Source organism: Streptomyces sp. NPDC026206 (genome assembly GCF_040638465.1).
Taxonomy (GTDB): domain Bacteria; phylum Actinomycetota; class Actinomycetes; order Streptomycetales; family Streptomycetaceae; genus Streptomyces.
Window position 1 is genome coordinate 74,296 of sequence record NZ_JBEZYL010000012.1, and the last position, 17,000, is coordinate 91,295.

At 72.1% G+C, this 17,000-nt stretch carries 15 protein-coding genes; 5 read left to right on the forward strand and 10 right to left on the reverse strand.

The window, feature by feature from the left end; translation table 11 throughout:
• Positions 1-8: 8 nt before the first annotated feature.
• Positions 9-1,157, forward strand: coding sequence for a TerD family protein (locus AB0F13_RS18520; protein ID WP_362083124.1), 1,149 nt, complete (start codon positions 9-11; stop codon positions 1,155-1,157).
• 168 nt (positions 1,158-1,325) lie between these two features.
• On the opposite strand, the gene AB0F13_RS18525 is transcribed toward AB0F13_RS18520, so the two are convergent.
• The 3 genes from AB0F13_RS18525 to AB0F13_RS18535 form a co-directional block, all read right to left on the reverse strand.
• A complete protein-coding gene (locus tag AB0F13_RS18525) occupies positions 1,326-2,345 on the reverse strand; it encodes an MsnO8 family LLM class oxidoreductase (protein WP_362082895.1) in 1,020 nt (339 codons plus the stop codon).
• Between the two features lie 63 nt (positions 2,346-2,408).
• Positions 2,409-3,890: an alkaline phosphatase PhoX gene (locus AB0F13_RS18530; protein ID WP_362082898.1), complete on the reverse strand. Its 1,482-nt coding sequence runs from the start codon at positions 3,888-3,890 to the stop codon at positions 2,409-2,411.
• A gap of 220 nt (positions 3,891-4,110) precedes the next feature.
• Positions 4,111-5,610, reverse strand: coding sequence for a hypothetical protein (locus AB0F13_RS18535; RefSeq protein WP_362082901.1), 1,500 nt, complete (start codon positions 5,608-5,610; stop codon positions 4,111-4,113).
• Between the two features lie 366 nt (positions 5,611-5,976).
• Here AB0F13_RS18535 and AB0F13_RS18540 point away from each other — a divergent pair, with 366 nt between their 5' ends.
• Both AB0F13_RS18540 and dapA read left to right on the forward strand, forming a co-directional pair.
• Complete coding sequence (locus AB0F13_RS18540; RefSeq protein WP_362083127.1) at positions 5,977-7,815, forward strand: endonuclease/exonuclease/phosphatase family protein; 1,839 nt, start codon at positions 5,977-5,979, stop codon at positions 7,813-7,815.
• Positions 7,816-7,915: 100 nt separating this feature from the next.
• A complete protein-coding gene (dapA, locus tag AB0F13_RS18545) occupies positions 7,916-8,818 on the forward strand; it encodes a 4-hydroxy-tetrahydrodipicolinate synthase (protein WP_362082904.1) in 903 nt (300 codons plus the stop codon).
• A gap of 79 nt (positions 8,819-8,897) precedes the next feature.
• On the opposite strand, the gene dapD is transcribed toward dapA, so the two are convergent.
• Positions 8,898-9,893 (reverse strand): 2,3,4,5-tetrahydropyridine-2,6-dicarboxylate N-succinyltransferase, encoded by a 996-nt coding sequence (gene dapD, locus AB0F13_RS18550; RefSeq protein WP_362082907.1) that lies wholly within the window; start codon positions 9,891-9,893, stop codon positions 8,898-8,900.
• Positions 9,894-10,159: 266 nt separating this feature from the next.
• Between dapD and AB0F13_RS18555 the strand changes: the two genes are divergently transcribed.
• Together AB0F13_RS18555 and AB0F13_RS18560 are read left to right on the forward strand one after the other, a co-directional pair.
• Entirely contained in the window at positions 10,160-11,422 is a 1,263-nt protein-coding gene (locus tag AB0F13_RS18555) for a S8 family peptidase (RefSeq protein ID WP_362082910.1), read from the forward strand.
• 123 nt (positions 11,423-11,545) lie between these two features.
• The gene (locus tag AB0F13_RS18560; RefSeq protein WP_362082913.1) at positions 11,546-12,550 is read left to right on the forward strand and encodes an agmatine deiminase family protein; all 1,005 of its coding nucleotides are present in this window, start codon (positions 11,546-11,548) and stop codon (positions 12,548-12,550) included.
• A 42-nt stretch (positions 12,551-12,592) separates the two neighbouring features.
• Here AB0F13_RS18560 and AB0F13_RS18565 read toward each other — a convergent pair whose 3' ends face one another.
• Genes AB0F13_RS18565 through sufD form a run of 6 tightly spaced genes read right to left on the reverse strand, consistent with a single transcriptional unit; the run spans position 12,593 to position 16,964 of the window.
• Entirely contained in the window at positions 12,593-12,931 is a 339-nt protein-coding gene (locus AB0F13_RS18565) for a metal-sulfur cluster assembly factor (protein WP_362082915.1), read from the reverse strand.
• On the reverse strand, positions 12,928-13,410 hold the full coding sequence (gene sufU / locus AB0F13_RS18570) for a Fe-S cluster assembly sulfur transfer protein SufU (RefSeq protein ID WP_362082918.1): 483 nt from the start codon (positions 13,408-13,410) through the stop codon (positions 12,928-12,930). The genes AB0F13_RS18565 and sufU overlap by 4 nt, the downstream gene beginning before the upstream one ends.
• Positions 13,411-13,428: 18 nt before the next feature.
• Entirely contained in the window at positions 13,429-14,682 is a 1,254-nt protein-coding gene (locus tag AB0F13_RS18575; protein WP_362083129.1) for a cysteine desulfurase, read from the reverse strand.
• A gap of 2 nt (positions 14,683-14,684) precedes the next feature.
• Complete coding sequence (gene sufC / locus AB0F13_RS18580; RefSeq protein WP_362082921.1) at positions 14,685-15,452, reverse strand: Fe-S cluster assembly ATPase SufC; 768 nt, start codon at positions 15,450-15,452, stop codon at positions 14,685-14,687.
• Between the two features lie 7 nt (positions 15,453-15,459).
• Positions 15,460-15,786, reverse strand: coding sequence for a non-heme iron oxygenase ferredoxin subunit (locus AB0F13_RS18585; protein WP_361898243.1), 327 nt, complete (start codon positions 15,784-15,786; stop codon positions 15,460-15,462).
• Positions 15,783-16,964 carry a Fe-S cluster assembly protein SufD gene (sufD, locus tag AB0F13_RS18590; RefSeq protein ID WP_362082925.1) on the reverse strand — a complete coding sequence of 394 codons (1,182 nt, stop codon included), beginning with the start codon at positions 16,962-16,964 and terminating at the stop codon, positions 15,783-15,785. Before sufD ends, AB0F13_RS18585 begins: the two co-directional genes overlap by 4 nt.
• Between the last annotated feature and the right edge of the window lie 36 nt (positions 16,965-17,000).

The window sequence follows — 17,000 nt, forward strand, 5'->3', positions numbered from 1 at the left end:
TGACCGCTATGACACCCGGCTCGAACATCCCCCTCTCCGTCGCGCGCGTGACGGTGGACGTCACCGCCCCGGTGCGGCTCGACGTTTCGGGCCTGCTGCTCACCGCCGACGGCAAGGTGCGCTCCGACGACGACTTCGTCTTCTACAACCAGCCCAGCGGCCCGGGCGTGACCCACCGCGCCGCGTCCGGCGCCACGCCCGACGCGATCACCGTCGACACGACGGCCGTGCCCGCCGGCATCGAGAAGATCGTCGTCACCGCGAGCCCGGACGCCGCGGGCGCCACCTTCGCCGGCACCGAGCCGACCGCCACCATCCGCAACGCCGACGACGGCTCCGTGATCGCCACCTTCACCCCGCCCGGGCTGACCACGGAGACGGCACTGGTGACCGTCGAGGTCTACCGCCGCAACGGCGCGTGGAAGGTCCGCGCGGTGGGCCAGGGCTATGCGAACGGCCTGGCAGGCATCGCGACGGACTTCGGCGTGAGCGTCGAGGAGCCCGCCCCCGCCCCCGCGGCGGCCCCCGCGGCCCCGCCGATGCCGGCCACCGCTCCCCCGCCCCCGCCGGCCGCCCCCGGGAAGGTCAACCTGGACAAGGGCAGGGTCAGCCTGCGCAAGAACGAGACGGTGTCGCTGGTCAAGGGCGGCCGGCCGCTGACGCAGTCGGTGCGGATGGGCCTGGGCTGGGAGCCCGCCTGGAACAGCCGCGCCATCGACCTGGACGCCTCGGTCATCGCCTACGGCCCCGACCGCAACATGATCGACGCCTGCTACTTCGGCCGCCTCCAGATTCTCAACGGCACCATCCAGCACTCCGGCGACAACCTCACCGGCGACGGCTCGGGCGACGACGAGAGCATCACGGTCCACATGGGCGGCCTGCCGCCCGAGGTGACGGGCCTGGTCTTCACCGTCAGCTCGTTCAGCGGCCAGAAGTTCACCGAGGTGGCCAAGGCCTACTGCCGCCTGCTGGATGCGCAGAGCGGCGAAGAGCTGGTGCGCTTCGACCTGACGGGCTCGGAGCCGAAGACGGGCGTTCTCATGTGCAAGTTCGTCCGCCAGTTCTCGGGCGAGTGGGAGATGACGGCCATCGGTGAGTACGTGAAGGCGAAGACGGTACGCGACCTGGTGAAGCCGGGAGCGGGAGCGCTGTAGGACCGGACGGCCGGCGGGAGGCCAGGACGCAGAACCCCAGCTCAGCCCGCCCGGTCGGCGGACCACCGGCGGGAGGGGCCGGGGCGGGACGGGTCCCGGCAGGGGCGTAAAGCGTGATTTGCGGCGGCATGCGGGGCACCCTCGACAGCTGACGGTGCCCGCCGTAAATCATGCAGCCCCAGAGGGACCCGTCCCGCCCCGGCCCCGCCCCACCACACCGGCGAGCCTCCGATAGGAGTCCACCAACGCGTCACGGTCGTACGAACTGGTGGTGACAAGCACCTCCTGCGCCTCCGTGCACCGGACGAGCGCGTCGAGGGCGGCGCCGACCTCGTCCTCGCTGCCGTGAATATGCCCGCGCAGCGCCGCCTCGTAGAACCCGCGCTCCCGCCCCGACATCGCCAGCCCCTCCACCTCCTCGACGGGCACCAGCGGCGGGAACACCCCGTGCGTACGCGAGTACGCCAGCGCCCACGCCTCGGGCACCAGCAACCGCCGGGCAGCCTCCGCGGTCCCGGCCACGGCGACATTGCCCGCGACCACCACGTACGGCTTCTCCCACCACTGCGAAGGCCGGAAGGCCTCCCGGTACCGCTCGACGGCGCGCAGCATCGCGTCGTCCCCCCTGAGCCCCCCGATGACCAGCGCCGCACCGGCAGCGGCGGCGAAATCCGCCCCCGCCTCGTTGGCGAGGACGAACAGGGGCACGCGCAACCCCTCCGCGGGCACGGCGTGCACCCCGGGAACCGGCGGGCGGCCGTCGAACCACCCCGCCAGCTCGCCGAGCTGCGCCCCGAAGTCCCCCACCGCCCCCTTGTCCGTGCCCAGCGCCCGCCGGATGCCGTCCGTGAACCCCACCGACCGCCCCAGCCCCATGTCGATGCGCCCAGGGAAGAGCGACTCCAGCACCCCGAACTGTTCCGCGACGACCAACGGCCGGTGATTGGGCAGCATCACCCCGCCCGTACCGACCCGGATGCGCGAAGTGGAAGCGGCGACGGCCGCCGCGAGCACGGTGGGCGCCGACCCGGCCACCCCCGGCACGCTGTGGTGCTCGGACACCCAGAACCGGTGGTAGCCGAGGGCTTCCGCCTCCCGCGCGAACCGCACGGTCTCGCGCAGCGCCTCGCCGGGCTCCCGCCCCTGCCGGGTGCGGGAGCGGTCCAGTACGGAAAGCCGAAGGGTCACCCTCCCTTCAACGCCGCCTACACCTCAGGATTCCCCCGGCGCCCCTGCCGGCCCCTACCGCCCCTACCGCCCCTGCCGCCGCCACGGCCCGGTGATCGCGAGCATGATGCCGGGGTCCTGGATGTTGGCGAACAGCGTCCGTCCGTCCGGCGCGAACGTCACCCCCGTGAACTCGCTGTACTCCGGCTTCCCGGGGGTGCCGATGTTGAGCTCGTTCCGGGCGATCGGATACGTACGCCCGTCGTCGGCGGCGCCGAACAGGTGCTGAACGCCCTCGCCGTCCTCGGCTATGACCAGGCCCCCGTAGGGCGAGACGGTGATGTTGTCGGGTCCGTCGAAGGCCCCGTCGCGCCCGGGGTCCTTGTTGACGCCGAGCAGCACCTTCAGCGTGAGGGTGCGGCGGCGCGGGTTGTAGAACCACACCTGACCGTCGTGCTGGAGCGGGCTCTCCTCCCGGGCGAAGGACGCGACGACGTACACGCCGCCGTCGCCCCACCACATGCCCTCGAGCTTGCGCGCCCGGGTGACCTGCCCGTCCTTGAACTGCTTGCGCACCGGCACGGACCTCGCGTCACGGTCGGGCACCTCCGCCCAGTCCACGCCGTAGACCGTGCCGGCGCGCGTGGCGCGGGAGAGGTCGTCGACGAACCGGCCGCCGGAGTCGTAACACCTGAACGCCTGCAGCACGCCCGCGCCGTCGGCGAGCGTGCGCAGCCGCCCGCGCCCGTGCCGGAAGCCGCCGGGCGGCGTCCACCGGTAGAACAGCCCGTTGGGCCCGGAGGCGTCCTCGGTCAGGTAGAGGTGCCCGCGGCCCGGGTCGACGACGACGGCCTCGTGGGCGTAACGGCCCAGCGCCTTGACGGGCCTGGGCTCGCGGTTGGCGCGCCGGTCCTGCGGGTCGACCTCGAAGACGTAGCCGTGGTCCTTGGTCATGCCGTTCTGGCCGGCCTTGTCCTCGGTCTCCTCGCACGTCAGCCACGTCCCCCAAGGGGTGCTGCCGCCCGCGCAGTTCGTGGACGTGCCGGCGATGCCGACCCACTCCGCGACGTGCTCGCCGTGGCGCGCGACCTCCACCACCGTGCAGCCGCCGGACGCGGCGGGGTCGTAGACGAGCCCACCGGCGAGCGGCACCGGGTGTTTCCAGCCGGAGCGGGGGCCCTTGAGCTCGTGGTTGTTGACCAGCAGCGTCGTTCCCCGCCGCCCCTCGAAGGCGGCGGTGCCGTCGTGGTTGGACGGCGTGTACTCCCCCGACTCCAGCTTCGTGACGCCGCAGCGGGTGACGACGCGGTACGAGAAGCCGGCGGGCAGCGCGAGGATGCCGGCGGGGTCGGGGAGCAGCGGCCCGTACCCGATCCGGCCGGCCGCGAGGGAGCCGGCGGCGCTCCCCGTGCCGCCCACCGCTGCGTCGCCCGCGGCACCTTCGGCGCCGGTGGCGGCGGCGAGCGCGCCGGGTGCGCTGGCGAGCACACCGACGCTGCCGGCCAGCGCCACCCCGGCGCCGGTGAACGCGGTTCGCGTGGTGAAGTCTCTTCGGCTGAGAGTCATCTACGTCTCCAGGGACCGGGGTCGGCGGTTCGACGCCCCGGGCCCCCGCGAGGCGGACCCGGGACGGCGCTTACGTTCCCGTTCCCCACCGAATGGGGGATGAACACACGCCGACACCGCCGCAACGAGACGAAGGCGGCGGCAAGCCGCGGTCGCACCCGGCGCCCGGGCACCAACCGGGGCGCACGCGGCACACCTGCCGCCGCAGCTCCTGGAGGGACTACGCGCGGGAGCGTGCCTTGAAGGCGGCCTTGCGGGCTTCCTTCGCGGTCTTCCTGTCCGGGTGGAGCCGCCCCATCGCCTCCAGGACGTCGGCCGTCGCCGGGTGGTCCACCTTCCACGCGGCATCGAAGAAGCCGCTGTGGCGGCCGACCAGGCTCTCGACGAGGCCCTGGAGCTCCTCCGTCTCGCCCTCGGCGGCCAGCTGGGCGGCGATCGTGTCGATGGTCAGCCAGAAGACCATGGTCTCCCCGGGCTCGGGGATGTCCGTGGCGCCGTGTTCGGCGAGCCAGACGCGGGCGAGGCCGCCGAGCTGGGGGTCGTCGAGGACCTCGCGCAGCGCGGGCTCGGCCTCGGCGCCGACGAGGGAGAGCGTCTGCTGACAGGCGAGGCGGCGGCCCGGCGCCTCCTCGTCGGCGCCGCGCGCGGCGGCGAGCAGCTCACGGGCGGCGTCGAGCGGCGTACGGCGGGCGAGCCACATTTCGGCCTCGTCGCGGACGGCCGTCCCGGGGTGGTTGGGCAGGGCCGCCAGGAGCTCCTCCGCGCCGGCCTCGGCGAGGTCGCCGACGGCGGGGGCGTCGATGCCGGCGTCGAGCATCCGGGTCCGTACCGCGAAGACGCCGAGCGGGGTGAGGCCGACCATGCCGTAGCGGGTGACGTCCTCGTCCTCGGGCAGTTCGGAGGTCACGCCGTCGACGGACTCACGGATGTGGCCCTCACCGTCGACCACCTCGATGAGGGACTCGTCTACGGGCCGGTACTCCACCAGCCCGGTCGGGGCGAGCAGCCGGAACTGGTCGTCCAGTCGCATCATCGCGTCGGAGACCTCTTCGAGGACGTCGTCCGTGGGCTCGTCCATGTCGTCCGGCACGATCATGGACGCGGCGAGCGCCGGCAGGGGTACGGGCCGCTCGGCCGAGCCCTCGTCGAGCGCGGTCAGCAGATAGAGGTTGCCGAGGATGCCGTCGAGGAAGTCGGCCTCCTCCTCGGGGTTCCAGTCGATCCCGTCGAGGTCGATGTCACCGGTGCCGGAGTCGGTGAGCTGCTCGACGAGGTCGCCGAGGTCGGGCGCGGCGGCGTCGGCCAGTACGGTCTCCAGGCCGCCGAGCCACAGCTCCAGGATGTCCTGCGGGCTGCCGGAGGTGAGCGTGGCGAGCTCCTCGCCGGCGACGGCGGTGCCGGACGGCTCGTCGGCATCGGCGTCGGCGGCCCCGGCGTCCGGGTTCTCCGTGAACTCCACCAGGCCGGTGTCCAGCGCCAGCTGCCAGGCCTCGGCGGCGTACGCGGTGCCGTCCTCCTCGTCGTCCAGGCCCAGGAGCTCGGTGGCGTCGCGCAGTTGACCGGCGAGCAGCTCGCCTCCCGCACCGACCGGGGTGCCCTCGCCGGCCCAGCGGGCGAGCTTCGCGGCGCGGGCGAACAGCGGCGCGGAGAGCGCGTCCCGCGCGAGCTCCGCGTCGGAGGGGAGCCGCACCGGCGGCATGGTCGGGCGGTCTCCGGACATCAGGGGGGTCATCTCCTTGTGGTGACGGCCGCGCCGTGGTTCAGGGCGCGCAGGTGCCAAGCCTAGGCCGTGCCCGGGGTTGTCCTTCCCCTGACCCGCCCCTTCCCTCCCCCGGCTGCCGCTGGGAGGTGTCCCCGGACGGGCTGCATGCGCAGCCCGTCCGGCGCTTGAGGACACAGCACAGCCGGCCCGTCCGGCGCCTGAGGACACACCACATCCCCGAACCCTTGACAACGCCCCTTGCCACACACGACATTGACGCGCGTAGATTGTGTGTCACTCCCGTGACGACGTGTAATCACCCGGCATCTGACGATCACCCGCTTGGCCGACCCCCTACACCACTCCCACCCGGAGGCCTCCGTGCTGCCCACCCGCCGTTCCCCGCGCCGCCGTACCGCGACCGTCGGCACCCTCATAGCCGGCGCGCTCGCGGCCGGGCTGCTCGTCCCCCAGTCCGCGAGCGCGGACGGGGCAACCGGGGTCCGCATCCATGACATCCAGGGCACCACGCGGATATCCCCGCTCGCCGGCCGGCAGGTCGCGGACGTGCCCGGCATCGTCACGGCCGTCAAGAACTTCGGTTCCGCACGCGGCTTCTGGGTCCAGGACCCGCAGCCCGACAAGGACGACGCGACCAGTGAGGCCGTCTTCGTCTTCACCGGCAAGGACGCCCCGGCCGTAGCCGTCGGCGACCGCGTGCTCGTCTCCGGCACGGTCGGCGAGTACTACCCGGGCGGCGAGGCGGCGGGCCTGCAGTCGGTGACCCAGCTCACCAAGCCCGGCGTCACCGTCCAGTCCTCCGGCAACGCCCTGCCCGCCGCCGTCCGGCTGCGCCCGTCCACGGTCCCGGCCACGTACGCGCCCGACGCGCACGGCGGTTCCATCGAGAAGCTCCCGCTCAAGCCCGGCCGCTACGCCCTGGACCGCTACGAGTCCCTGGAGGGCATGCGGGTGGAGGTCCGCGACGCCCCCGTCGTCGGCGCCACCAGCGAGCACAAGGACCTGTGGGTCACCACCGACCCGCGCCACAACCGCACCGAGCGCGGCGGCACGGTCTACGGCTCCTACCGCGACCCGAACGCCGGCCGGGTGAAGGTCGTCTCGCTGCTCCCCTACGCGCAGCACCCCTTCCCGGTCGCGAACGTCGGCGACAAGCTGGCCGGCACCACGGCCGGCCCGCTGGACTACGACAACTTCGGCGGCTACACCGTCCAGGCCACCGAGCTGGGCACGCTCGAGGACCACAAGCTGCAGCGCGAGACCACGCGCAAGCAGAAGAGCGACGAGCTGGCCGTGGCCACGTACAACGTCGAGAACCTCTCGCCGAAGACCCCGCAGGCGAAGTTCGACCGCCTGGCCGCCGCGCTGGTGACCAACCTCGCCTCGCCCGACGTCGTCGCCCTCGAAGAGGTCCAGGACGACAACGGCACGACGAACGACGGCGTCGTGGACGCCGGGCAGACGCTCAAGAAGCTCACGGACGCCGTCGCGGCGGCGGGCGGACCGGCCTACCAGTGGCGGCAGATCAACCCGGTCGACGGCCAGGACGGCGGTCAGCCGGGCGGCAACATCCGCACCGCCTTCCTCTTCAACCCCGCACGCGTCTCGTTCAAGGACGTGCCGGGCGGCGACGCCACCACGGCGGTGAAGGCCGTCCGCGAGGGCGGCAAGGCGGCGCTGTCCGCCTCCCCCGGCCGCATCGACCCGGCGAACACCGCCTGGGCCAACAGCCGCAAGCCGCTGGCGGGACAGTTCTCCTTCCGGGGCCGGGACGTCTTCGTCATCGCCAACCACTTCAACTCCAAGGGCGGCGACCAGGGCCTCGACAGCCGCTTCCAGCCCCCGGCCCGCTCCTCGGAGACCCAGCGCAACCGGCAGGCGCAGGCCGTCAACGCCTTCGTGAAGCAGCTCCTGGCCGCCGACCGGCACGCGAACGTGATCGTCGCCGGCGACCTGAACGACTATCAGTTCTCGCCCGCGCTCAAGGCGCTCACCGCGGGCGGCGTGCTGAACGACCTGGTCGGCCGGCTCCCGAAGAAGGAGCGTTACGGCTACGTCTACCAGGGCGACTCGCAGGTCCTGGACCACATCCTGACCAGCCGCAGCCTCGGGCGCGTCGACTACGACATCGTCCATGTCAACGCGGAGTTCGCCGACCAGGCGAGCGACCACGACCCGCAGGTGCTGCGCTGGAAGCCGTAGCAACCCTTAGCGGAACCAGGCAGAACAATTAAATAGACCTGTATGGTCGAGGGGGCCCAGACTTCGGGGAACACCACCACCCCGACCCGGAGCGTGACGCATGCCGCACACCAGCCCCTTCGGCCGTACCCTCTGCGCGATGGTCACCCCCTTCACCCCGGACGGGTCCCTCGACCTCGACGGCGCGCAGCGCCTCGCCGACCACCTCGTCGGCGGGCGCGGCGGCTGCGACGGGCTCGTCCTCAGCGGCACCACGGGCGAGTCGCCCACCACGAGCGACGCGGAGAAGAGCGCGCTCATCCGGGCCGTGGCGGAGGCCGTCGGCGACCGCGCCCGGATCACGGCCGGCGTGGGCACGGCGGACACCCGGCACACCGTGGAGCTGGCCCGGGCCGCGGAGAAGGCCGGGGCGCACGGGGTGCTGGTGGTCACCCCTTACTACAGCAAGCCGCCCCAGGAGGACATCGCCGAGCACTTCCGCACGGTGGCCGACGCGACCGGCATCCCGGTGATGCTGTACGACATCCCCGGCCGCACCGGCACCCGCATCGAGCCCGAGACCATGCTGCGGCTGGCGGAGCACCCGCGCGTCGCGGGGGTCAAGGACTGCTCGAACGACCTGCTCGGCAGCTCGAAGATGATCGCGGAGACCGGCCTCGCCTACTACTCCGGATCCGAGGAGATGAACCTTCCGCTGCGGGCGGTGGGCGCCGTCGGCTACGTCAGCACGGTGGCCAATGCCGCGGGACCGGTCCTGGCCGCGGCCCTGGACGCCCACGACCGGGGTGCGAACGCGGAGGCGACGCTCCACCACCAGCGGGTGCTGCCGCTGGTGGAGCTGATGATGGCCGCGGGCCTGCCCGGAACGGTCACGGCGAAGGCCCTGCTGGGCGCCCTGGGCCTGCCCGGCGGCCCGGTCCGGGCACCGCTGCGCGCGGCGTCACCGGACCGGACGACGGCCCTGGTGAAGGCGTACGAGAACACCATCGCCGGACAGGCTTGACCAAGCCCGTCCGGCGGCACCTCCCAGCGGTAACCGGGGGAGATTGAGGACCGGTGTCCGGGGCGGAGCCCCACCCACCTCAGTTGTGGCTGTGCAGCACCTCGTTGAGACCGCCCCACGTGCTCTTGTACGGGCGGGCCTCGACGGCGCCGGTGGTGGAATTGCGGCGGAAGAGGATGTTGTCGGCGCCGGAGAGCTCCAGGGCCTTGACGACCTGGCCGTCCGGCAGCGTGACGCGGGTGCCGGCGGTGACGTACAGGCCCGCCTCCACCACGCACTCGTCGCCCAGCGCGATGCCGATGCCCGACTCCGCGCCCAGCAGGCAGCGCTCGCCGATGGAGATGATCTGCTTGCCACCGCCGGAGAGGGTGCCCATCGTGGAGGCGCCGCCGCCGATGTCGGTGCCGTCGCCGACGACGACGCCCGCGCTGATGCGGCCCTCGACCATGGAGGTGCCGAGCGTGCCGGCGTTGAAGTTGACGAAGCCCTCGTGCATGACGGTGGTGCCGGAGCCGAGGTACGCGCCGAGCCGGACGCGGTCGGCGTCGGCGATGCGTACGCCGGAGGGGGCGACGTAGTCGGTCATGCGCGGGAACTTGTCGATGCTGGTGACCTGCAGGTGCAGGCCCTCGGCCCGGGCGTTGAGGCGCACGGTCTCGACCTGGTCGACGGCGACGGGGCCGAGCGAGGTCCAGGCGACGTTGGCGAGCAGGCCGAAGATGCCGTCGAGGTTCTGGCCGTGCGGCTTGACCAGGCGGCCGGAGAGCAGGTGCAGGCGCAGATAGGCGTCGTGCGCGTCGACCGGCTTCTCCTCCAGCGAGGCGATGACCGTGCGGACGGCCACGACCTGGACGCCGCGGCGCGGGTCCGGGCCGACCGCCTTGAGGGCGGCCTCGCCCAGCAGCTCGGCGGTGGCGTCGGCGGTCAGCGTCTGAGTGCCGGCGGGGCCGGGCTCGGCGACCAGCTCGGGGGCGGGGAACCAGGTGTCGAGGACGGTACCGTCCGCGGCGATCGTGGCAAGGCCGGCGGCGACGGCGCCGGTGGCGGTACGGGTGGTGGCAACAGCATCGGTCATGTCCGAAAACCTAACCGGCCGGGCCCGCTCAAGGCGAACCGGTGGCCCGGTCGGGCCCGGGCCCGGCCCCGACGCGTCCTCGCCGGTCCGGCCGGGGCGTACCTCACGCGGGTGGCGCAGTGGTGCCAGCCAGTCGGCCCAGCTCAGATCGCGGACGGAAACAAAGTCGACATATCTATAGGGAGGACGGCTCCGTGGGCACGCTCCCGCTCACGGAGCCGGCCCGGTCCCCCGCCGGAACGTACGCCGCCACGAACGGAACCCGCATGAGACTGCCCCGAAGCTGCCTGCCCGCAGCGGCCCTGCTCCTGGCCGTTCCCCCGGCCAACGCCTCGGCCGCCCCGGCGGGGCCCACGGCGGACGGTCCGGTCCGGCCCGCCCCACTGCGGCCGACGGCGGGCGAGCGCGTGCCCGACCACTACATCGTCACCCTGCGCACCGGATCCAGCCCGCGCACCCTGGCGAGCCGGGTGGGCGTGAACCCGGACTTCATCTACACCCACGCCCTCAACGGCTTCGCCGCCACGCTCACCGCGGAGCAGCTGGAGGCCGTGCGCAGCGCCCCCTACGTCGCGGCCGTCGAGCAGGACGCGGTCCTCGCACAGGCCGATGCACCCCGGGCCGGCGTATCCCCGGCCGATGTACCCCGGGCCGGCGTATCCCCGGCCGACGTCCGCGGTGTCGGTCCCCGCGTGGGGACGGACACTTATGGCCTGGACCGCATCGACCAGCGCAACCTCCCCCTCGACAGCCGGTTCAACGCCACCTCCACGGGCGAGGGCGCCACCGCCTACGTGATGGACACCGGCATCGACTACACCCACCCCGACTTCGGGGGCCGCGCGAAGAACGGCACCGACCTCGTCACCTCCGGCGGCGACGGTGCCGACTGCCCCACCGGGAGCGGCCACGGCACGCATGTGGCGGGCGTCATCGGCGGCGCCGCGTACGGCGTGGCCCGCAGGGCGACCCTGGTCAGCGTGCGCGTGCTGGACTGCACGGGCAAGACGACCATCGCCAAGTTCATCGCGGGGTTCGACTACGTGGCCAGGACCGCGGTCCCCGCCTCCGTCCTCAACGCCTCGCTCAGCGGCCCCGCCTCGCAGGCCGTGAACACCGCCGTCGGCAACGTCGCCGCCAGGGGCGTGCCACTCGTCGTCGCGGCCGGCAACGAGAACGACAATGCCTGCAACCACTCCCCCGCCGGCACGCTCACGGCCCTGGCGGTCGGGGCGACCGACCGGCTGGACCGGATGACCGACTTCACCGACTACGGCCCGTGCGCCCGCATCCTCGCCCCCGGTGCGGACATCGTCTCGGACCGCATCGGCGGCGGCACCACCACCAAGAGCGGAACCTCCCAGGCCGCGCCCCACGTGGCCGGCGTGGCGGCGCTCTACAAGGCCCGCAACCCGGCCGCCTCCTCGGCCACGGTCATCAACTGGCTCATCGAGCAGTCCACCAAGAACGTGGCCAGGGACATGAAGCCCGGCACCCCCAACCGGCTCCTGTACACCGGCGGCCTGTGAGGCGAAGCCCCGTACGGCCCCCGGCGGCCGCAGGGGCGAGCGGGCGGCCGGGGCGAGCGGGCGGCCGGGGCGAAACGATATAGCGTGCGAAAGCAGCTACGCCGCGAGCCCGAGGAACCGACGATGAATCACATGCCGTCCGAGTCGCTGCCGCACGCCCGGACCTTCATGGGCTGGCCGCCCGCCGGCTCGGTCTGGGGGCGGGACACGGCGGCCGTGCGCGAGGACGTCGCCGCCATCGCCCGCACGATCGCGGAGTACGAGCCGGTCGTGCTGCTCGCCGGGCCGGGGGACGCCGAGGGTGCCCGGTCGGCGTGCGGCGAAGCCGTCGAGGTCGCGCCGGTGCCCGTGGACGACCTGTGGCTGCGGGATTCGGGTCCGGTGTTCGTCACCGCGGCCGACGGCACCGTCCACGGCGTCGACTTCCGCTTCAACGGCTGGGGCGGCAAGCAGGAACACCCCCGTGACGGCCGGGTGGCCCGGCGCGTCCTGGAGGCGTTCGGCGTTCCCCGCGTGGAGGCCCCGGTCGTCGCCGAGGGCGGCTCGCTGGAGACCGACGGCGCCGGCACCCTCCTGGCCACCGAGAGCTCCCTGGTCAACGACAACCGCAACCCGGGCCGCTCCCGCGACGACATCGAACAGGCCCTCACGGCCCTGCTCGGCGTCCGCAAGGTGATCTGGCTGGAGGGCGTGCGCGGCGAGGACATCACCGACTGCCACGTCGACGCCCTCGCCCGCTTCGTGGGACCGGGCGAGGTGCTGCTCAGCCGCCCTCCGCGGTCGGCCCGGCCCGACGTGTGGGCACGGGTGTACGAGCAGGCCCGTACGGCTCTGGAGGCCGCCACCGACGCGGACGGCCGCGTCCTGGAGATCATCGACCTGCCCGAGCCCGACCCGGCCGAACTCGGCGACCGCGGCGCCGACTTCCTCGGCACCTACATCAACTACTACGTCGCCAACGGCGCCGTGATCGTGCCCCGCTTCGGCGACCGGCGCGCGGACGAGGAGGCGGCGGCCCTGCTGGCCGCCCTGCACCCGGGCCGCGACCTGCGCACCGTCGAGATCAACACCCTGGCCGAGGGCGGCGGCGGCATCCACTGCACCACACAGCAGCAGCCCGCCACCTGACGGGGTCGGGTGGCGGGCCGCCGGGGACGGGGGGTGCGGAGCTCAGACGTTGAAGCCCAGCGCCCGGAGCTGCTCGCGGCCCTCGTCGGTGATCTTGTCGGGGCCCCACGGCGGCATCCACACCCAGTTGATGCGGAGCTCGCTGACGATGCCCTCGGTGGCCGACTTCGCCTGGTCCTCGATGACGTCGGTCAGCGGGCAGGCCGCGGACGTCAGGGTCATGTCGAGGGTGGCGATGTTGGCGTCGTCGATGTGAACGCCGTAGATCAGGCCGAGGTTGACGACGTCGATGCCCAGCTCGGGGTCGACCACGTCGTAAAGGGCCTCGCGGACCTCCTCCTCCGTGGCCGGCTTGGTGGTCACCTCTGCGTTGTCACTCATGCGGTCTTCCTTGCTGTGTTCTCAGGGTTTTCGGGGCCTGCGCCCAGAGCCTGGGCGGTCGCGTCCTTCCACGCCATCCAGCTCAGCAGAGCACACTTCACCCGCGCGGGGTACTTGGAGACGCCGGCGAACGCGACCGCGTCCTCCAGCACCTCCTCCATCGCGTCGTCCGGTTCGAGCTTGCCCTTGGACTGCATCAGCTCCAGGAACGTCTCCTGGATCCGGCGGGCCTCGTCGAGGTCCTTGCCGACCAGCAGCTCGTTGAGCACCGAGGCGCTCGCCTGGCTGATGGAGCAGCCCTGGCCCTCGTAGGAGACGTCTTCGATCGTCTCACCGGCCAGCCGCACGCGCAGCGTGATCTCGTCGCCGCACGTGGGGTTGACGTGGTGCACCTCGGCATCGCCGTCGCGCAGGCCCCGCCCGTGCGGATTCTTGTAGTGGTCCAGGATGACGTCCTGGTACATCGAATCAAGCTTCACAGTCCGCAGCCCTCGCCGTCAGCCGAAAAAGTTCCGTACGTGCTCCAGGCCCTCGATCAAGGCGTCGACCTCGCCGGGCGTGGAGTACAGATAGAACGACGCCCGGGTGGTCGCGGGAATTCCGTACCGCAGGCACACGGGGCGGGCGCAGTGGTGGCCGACCCGGACCGCGATGCCCTGCTCGTCGAGGACCTGGCCCACGTCGTGCGGGTGGATGTCACCGAGCGTGAAGGAGACGGCGGCGCCGCGGTCCTCGGCCGTGGTGGGGCCGATGATGCGCAGGTCGGGGACCTCCTGGAGCCTGCGGATCGCGTACTCGGTGATCGCGTGCTCGTGGGCGGCGATGTTCTCCATGCCGATCGAGGTGAGGTAGTCCACCGCGGCGCCGAGGCCAACGGCCTGGGCGATCGGGGGCGTACCGGCCTCGAACTTGTGCGGCGCGGGGGCGTACGTCGAGGAGTGCATCGAGACGGTCTCGATCATCTCGCCGCCGCCGAGGAACGGCGGCAGGTCCTCGAGCAGCTCCTGGCGGCCCCACAGGACGCCGATGCCGTCGGGGGCACACATCTTGTGGCCGGTGAAGGCCACGAAGTCGGCCTGGAGCGCCTGGACGTCCAGCGGCATGTGCGGGGCGGCCTGCGAGGCGTCGACGACGACCAGGGCGCCGACCTCCTGCGCGCGGCGGACGATCGCCTCGACCGGGTTGACCGTGCCCAGGATGTTGGAGACCAGCACGAAGGAGACGACCTTGGTCTTCTCGGTGATGATCTCTTCGATGTTGGACAGGTCGAGCCGGCCGTCGTCGGTGAGGCCGAACCACTTCAGCTTCGCGCCGGAGCGCTGCGCGAGCAGCTGCCACGGCACGATGTTGGAGTGGTGCTCCATCTCCGTGATGACGATCTCGGTGTCGTGGTCGACGCGGTAGGGCTCGTCGGCCCACGCGAGCATGTTCGCCACGAGGTTGAGCGACTCGGAGGCGTTCTTGGTGAAGATCACCTCATCGCGGCTCGGGGCGTTGATGAAGGCGGCGACCTTGTCGCGGGCGCCCTCGTAGAGCGCCGTGGCCTCCTCGGCGAGCACATGCACGCCGCGATGGACATTGGCGTTGTGCCGCTCGTAGTGCGCGTTGATCACGTCGAGCACCTGGCGCGGCTTCTGCGAGGTCGCGGCGTTGTCCAGGTAGACGAGCTTCTTCCCGTCGTGGACCACGCGGTCCAGGATCGGGAAGTCCTTGCGGATCGCGTCGGTGTCGAGGAGGCCCGGCAGCAGTATGGTCACGCCGTTACGCCACCCTTCGTCACATAGGACTCGTAGCCCTCGTTCTCCAGCTTGTCGGCGAGCTCGGCGCCGCCGGACTCGACGATGCGGCCGGCGGAGAAGACGTGCACGAAGTCGGGCTCGATGTAGCGCAGGATGCGCGTGTAGTGCGTGATCAGCAGGGTGCCGACCTCGCCGGTCCCGCGGACGCGGTTGACGCCCTCGGAGACCTGGCGCAGCGCGTCGACGTCCAGACCGGAGTCGGTCTCGTCGAGGATCGCGATCTTCGGCTTGAGCAGCTCGAGCTGGAGGATCTCGTGGCGCTTCTTCTCACCGCCGGAGAAGCCCTCGTTGACGTTGCGCTCGGCGAAGGCGGGGTCCATGTGCAGAAGCTCCATGGCGGACTTGACCTCCTTCACCCAGGTGCGCAGCTTGGGGGCCTCGCCGCGGATGGCGGTGGCGGAGGTGCGCAGGAAGTTGGAGACCGAGACGCCGGGGACCTCGACCGGGTACTGCATGGCGAGGAAGACACCGGCGCGGGCGCGCTCGTCGACGGACATCTCCAGGACGTCCTCACCGTCGAGGGTGACGGTGCCGCCGGTGATCGTGTACTTGGGGTGGCCGGCCAGCGAGTAGGCCAGGGTCGACTTGCCGGAGCCGTTGGGGCCCATGATGGCGTGGGTCTCGCCCTGCTTCACGGTCAGGTCGACGCCCTTGAGGATCTCCCGGGGGCCGTTCTCGGCCTCGACGGAGACGTGCAGGTCGTGGATCTCAAGCGTTGCCATGGGGAACTCAGGACTCCTGGGTGATGGAGACGAGCACGTCGTCCCCTTCGATCTTGACGGGGTATACGGGGACGGGACGCGTGGCGGGCAGGCCGTCGGGCTTGCCGGTGCGCAGGTCGAAGCTGGAGCCGTGCAGCCAGCACTCGATGTGGCAGTCCTCCACCTCGCCCTCGGACAGCGAGACGTTGGCGTGCGAGCAGATGTCGTTGATCGCGAACACCTCACCCTCGGTGCGGACGAGCGAGACGGGGGTGCCGTCGATCTCGACCCGCTTGGGGGTGTCCTCTTCCAGCTCGCTCAGGGTGGCTGCGCGTACGAAGACGGTCTCGCTCATGCCAGGGACGCCTCCAGCTCGGCCTCGATCTTGGCGATCAGGCGCTCCTCCAGGTCGGGGATACCGATCTGCTGCACGAGCTCGGCGAAGAAGCCGCGCACGACCAGCCGGCGGGCCTCGTCGGCCGGGATGCCGCGGGCCATCAGGTAGAAGAGCTGCTCGTCGTCGAAACGGCCGGTCGCCGAGGCGTGGCCGGCGCCGACGATCTCGCCGGTCTCGATCTCCAGGTTGGGCACCGAGTCGACGCGGGCGCCGTCGGTGAGAACGAGGTTGCGGTTGAGCTCGTAGGTGTCGGTGCCCTCGGCCTCCGCACGGATGAGCACGTCGCCGATCCACACGGCGTGGGCGTTCTGGCCCTGCAGCGCGCCCTTGTAGACGACGTTGCTGCGGCAGTGCGGGGTGTCGTGGTCGACGAGGAGACGGTGCTCCTGGTGCTGGCCGTTGTCGGTGAAGTACAGGCCGTAGAGCTCGGCCTCACCGCCGGGGCCGGCGTAGAGGACCCGGGGGTGCAGGCGGACCAGGTCGCCGCCCAGGGTGACGATCACGGACTTGAAGGTGGCGTCGCGGCCGACCAGGGCGGTGTGCTGGGCGGCGTGCACCGCGGTGTCGTCCCAGTCCTGGATGGAGACGACGGTGAGCTTGGCGCTGTCGCCGACGAGGAACTCGACGTTGGCGGCGAGCGTGGCGTCACCGGTGTGGTCGATGACGACGACGGCCTCGGAGAAGGCGCCGATCTCGATGAGCTGGTGGCCGAAGGCCACGCCGCCCTCGCCGTGCACGGCGACCCGGACGGGCTCGGTGAGCACCGTCTCCTTGGGGATCGAGATGACCGAGGCCTTCTCGAAGGAGCTGAACGCCTGAGCGGCGACCCGGTCGACCGGCTTGCCGGCCTTGCCCAGCCGCGCGTCGTCGCGGCCGACGGTCTCCACGCTCACGCCTTCGGGGGCGCTCACGTCGACCTTGACGCCGCCGCCGTTCGCCACGGCCGTGCCGTCGTGCAGGCCGCGCAGGCGCTCCAGCGGGGTGAACCGCCACTCCTCCTCGCGGCCGTGCGGCACGGGGAAGTCCGCGACGTCGTACGAGGCGGGGGCGCTGACCCGCGCGTCGATGGGCTGCTTCGGCCCGCCCACCTGGATGGCGCCGTCGGTCGTGCTGCCGGCGGGAGTGTTGTCAGCCATGGCTGTCGTCGTGCTCTCTTCCTGTCACAAAGGGTT

Excerpts from the sequence above, each read along its gene's own strand:
- AB0F13_RS18520 (WP_362083124.1), top strand. The coding sequence starts at position 9 with ATGACACCCGGCTCGAACATCCCCCTCTCCGTCGCGCGCGTGACGGTG.
- AB0F13_RS18530 (WP_362082898.1), bottom strand. The coding sequence starts at position 3,890 with ATGACTCTCAGCCGAAGAGACTTCACCACGCGAACCGCGTTCACCGGC.
- AB0F13_RS18535 (WP_362082901.1), bottom strand. The coding sequence starts at position 5,610 with ATGTCCGGAGACCGCCCGACCATGCCGCCGGTGCGGCTCCCCTCCGAC.
- dapA (WP_362082904.1), top strand. The coding sequence starts at position 7,916 with ATGCCGCACACCAGCCCCTTCGGCCGTACCCTCTGCGCGATGGTCACC.
- dapD (WP_362082907.1), bottom strand. The coding sequence starts at position 9,893 with ATGACCGATGCTGTTGCCACCACCCGTACCGCCACCGGCGCCGTCGCC.
- AB0F13_RS18555 (WP_362082910.1), top strand. The coding sequence starts at position 10,160 with ATGAGACTGCCCCGAAGCTGCCTGCCCGCAGCGGCCCTGCTCCTGGCC.
- AB0F13_RS18560 (WP_362082913.1), top strand. The coding sequence starts at position 11,546 with ATGAATCACATGCCGTCCGAGTCGCTGCCGCACGCCCGGACCTTCATG.
- AB0F13_RS18565 (WP_362082915.1), bottom strand. The coding sequence starts at position 12,931 with ATGAGTGACAACGCAGAGGTGACCACCAAGCCGGCCACGGAGGAGGAG.
- sufC (WP_362082921.1), bottom strand. The coding sequence starts at position 15,452 with ATGGCAACGCTTGAGATCCACGACCTGCACGTCTCCGTCGAGGCCGAG.
- AB0F13_RS18585 (WP_361898243.1), bottom strand. The coding sequence starts at position 15,786 with ATGAGCGAGACCGTCTTCGTACGCGCAGCCACCCTGAGCGAGCTGGAA.
- sufD (WP_362082925.1), bottom strand. The coding sequence starts at position 16,964 with ATGGCTGACAACACTCCCGCCGGCAGCACGACCGACGGCGCCATCCAG.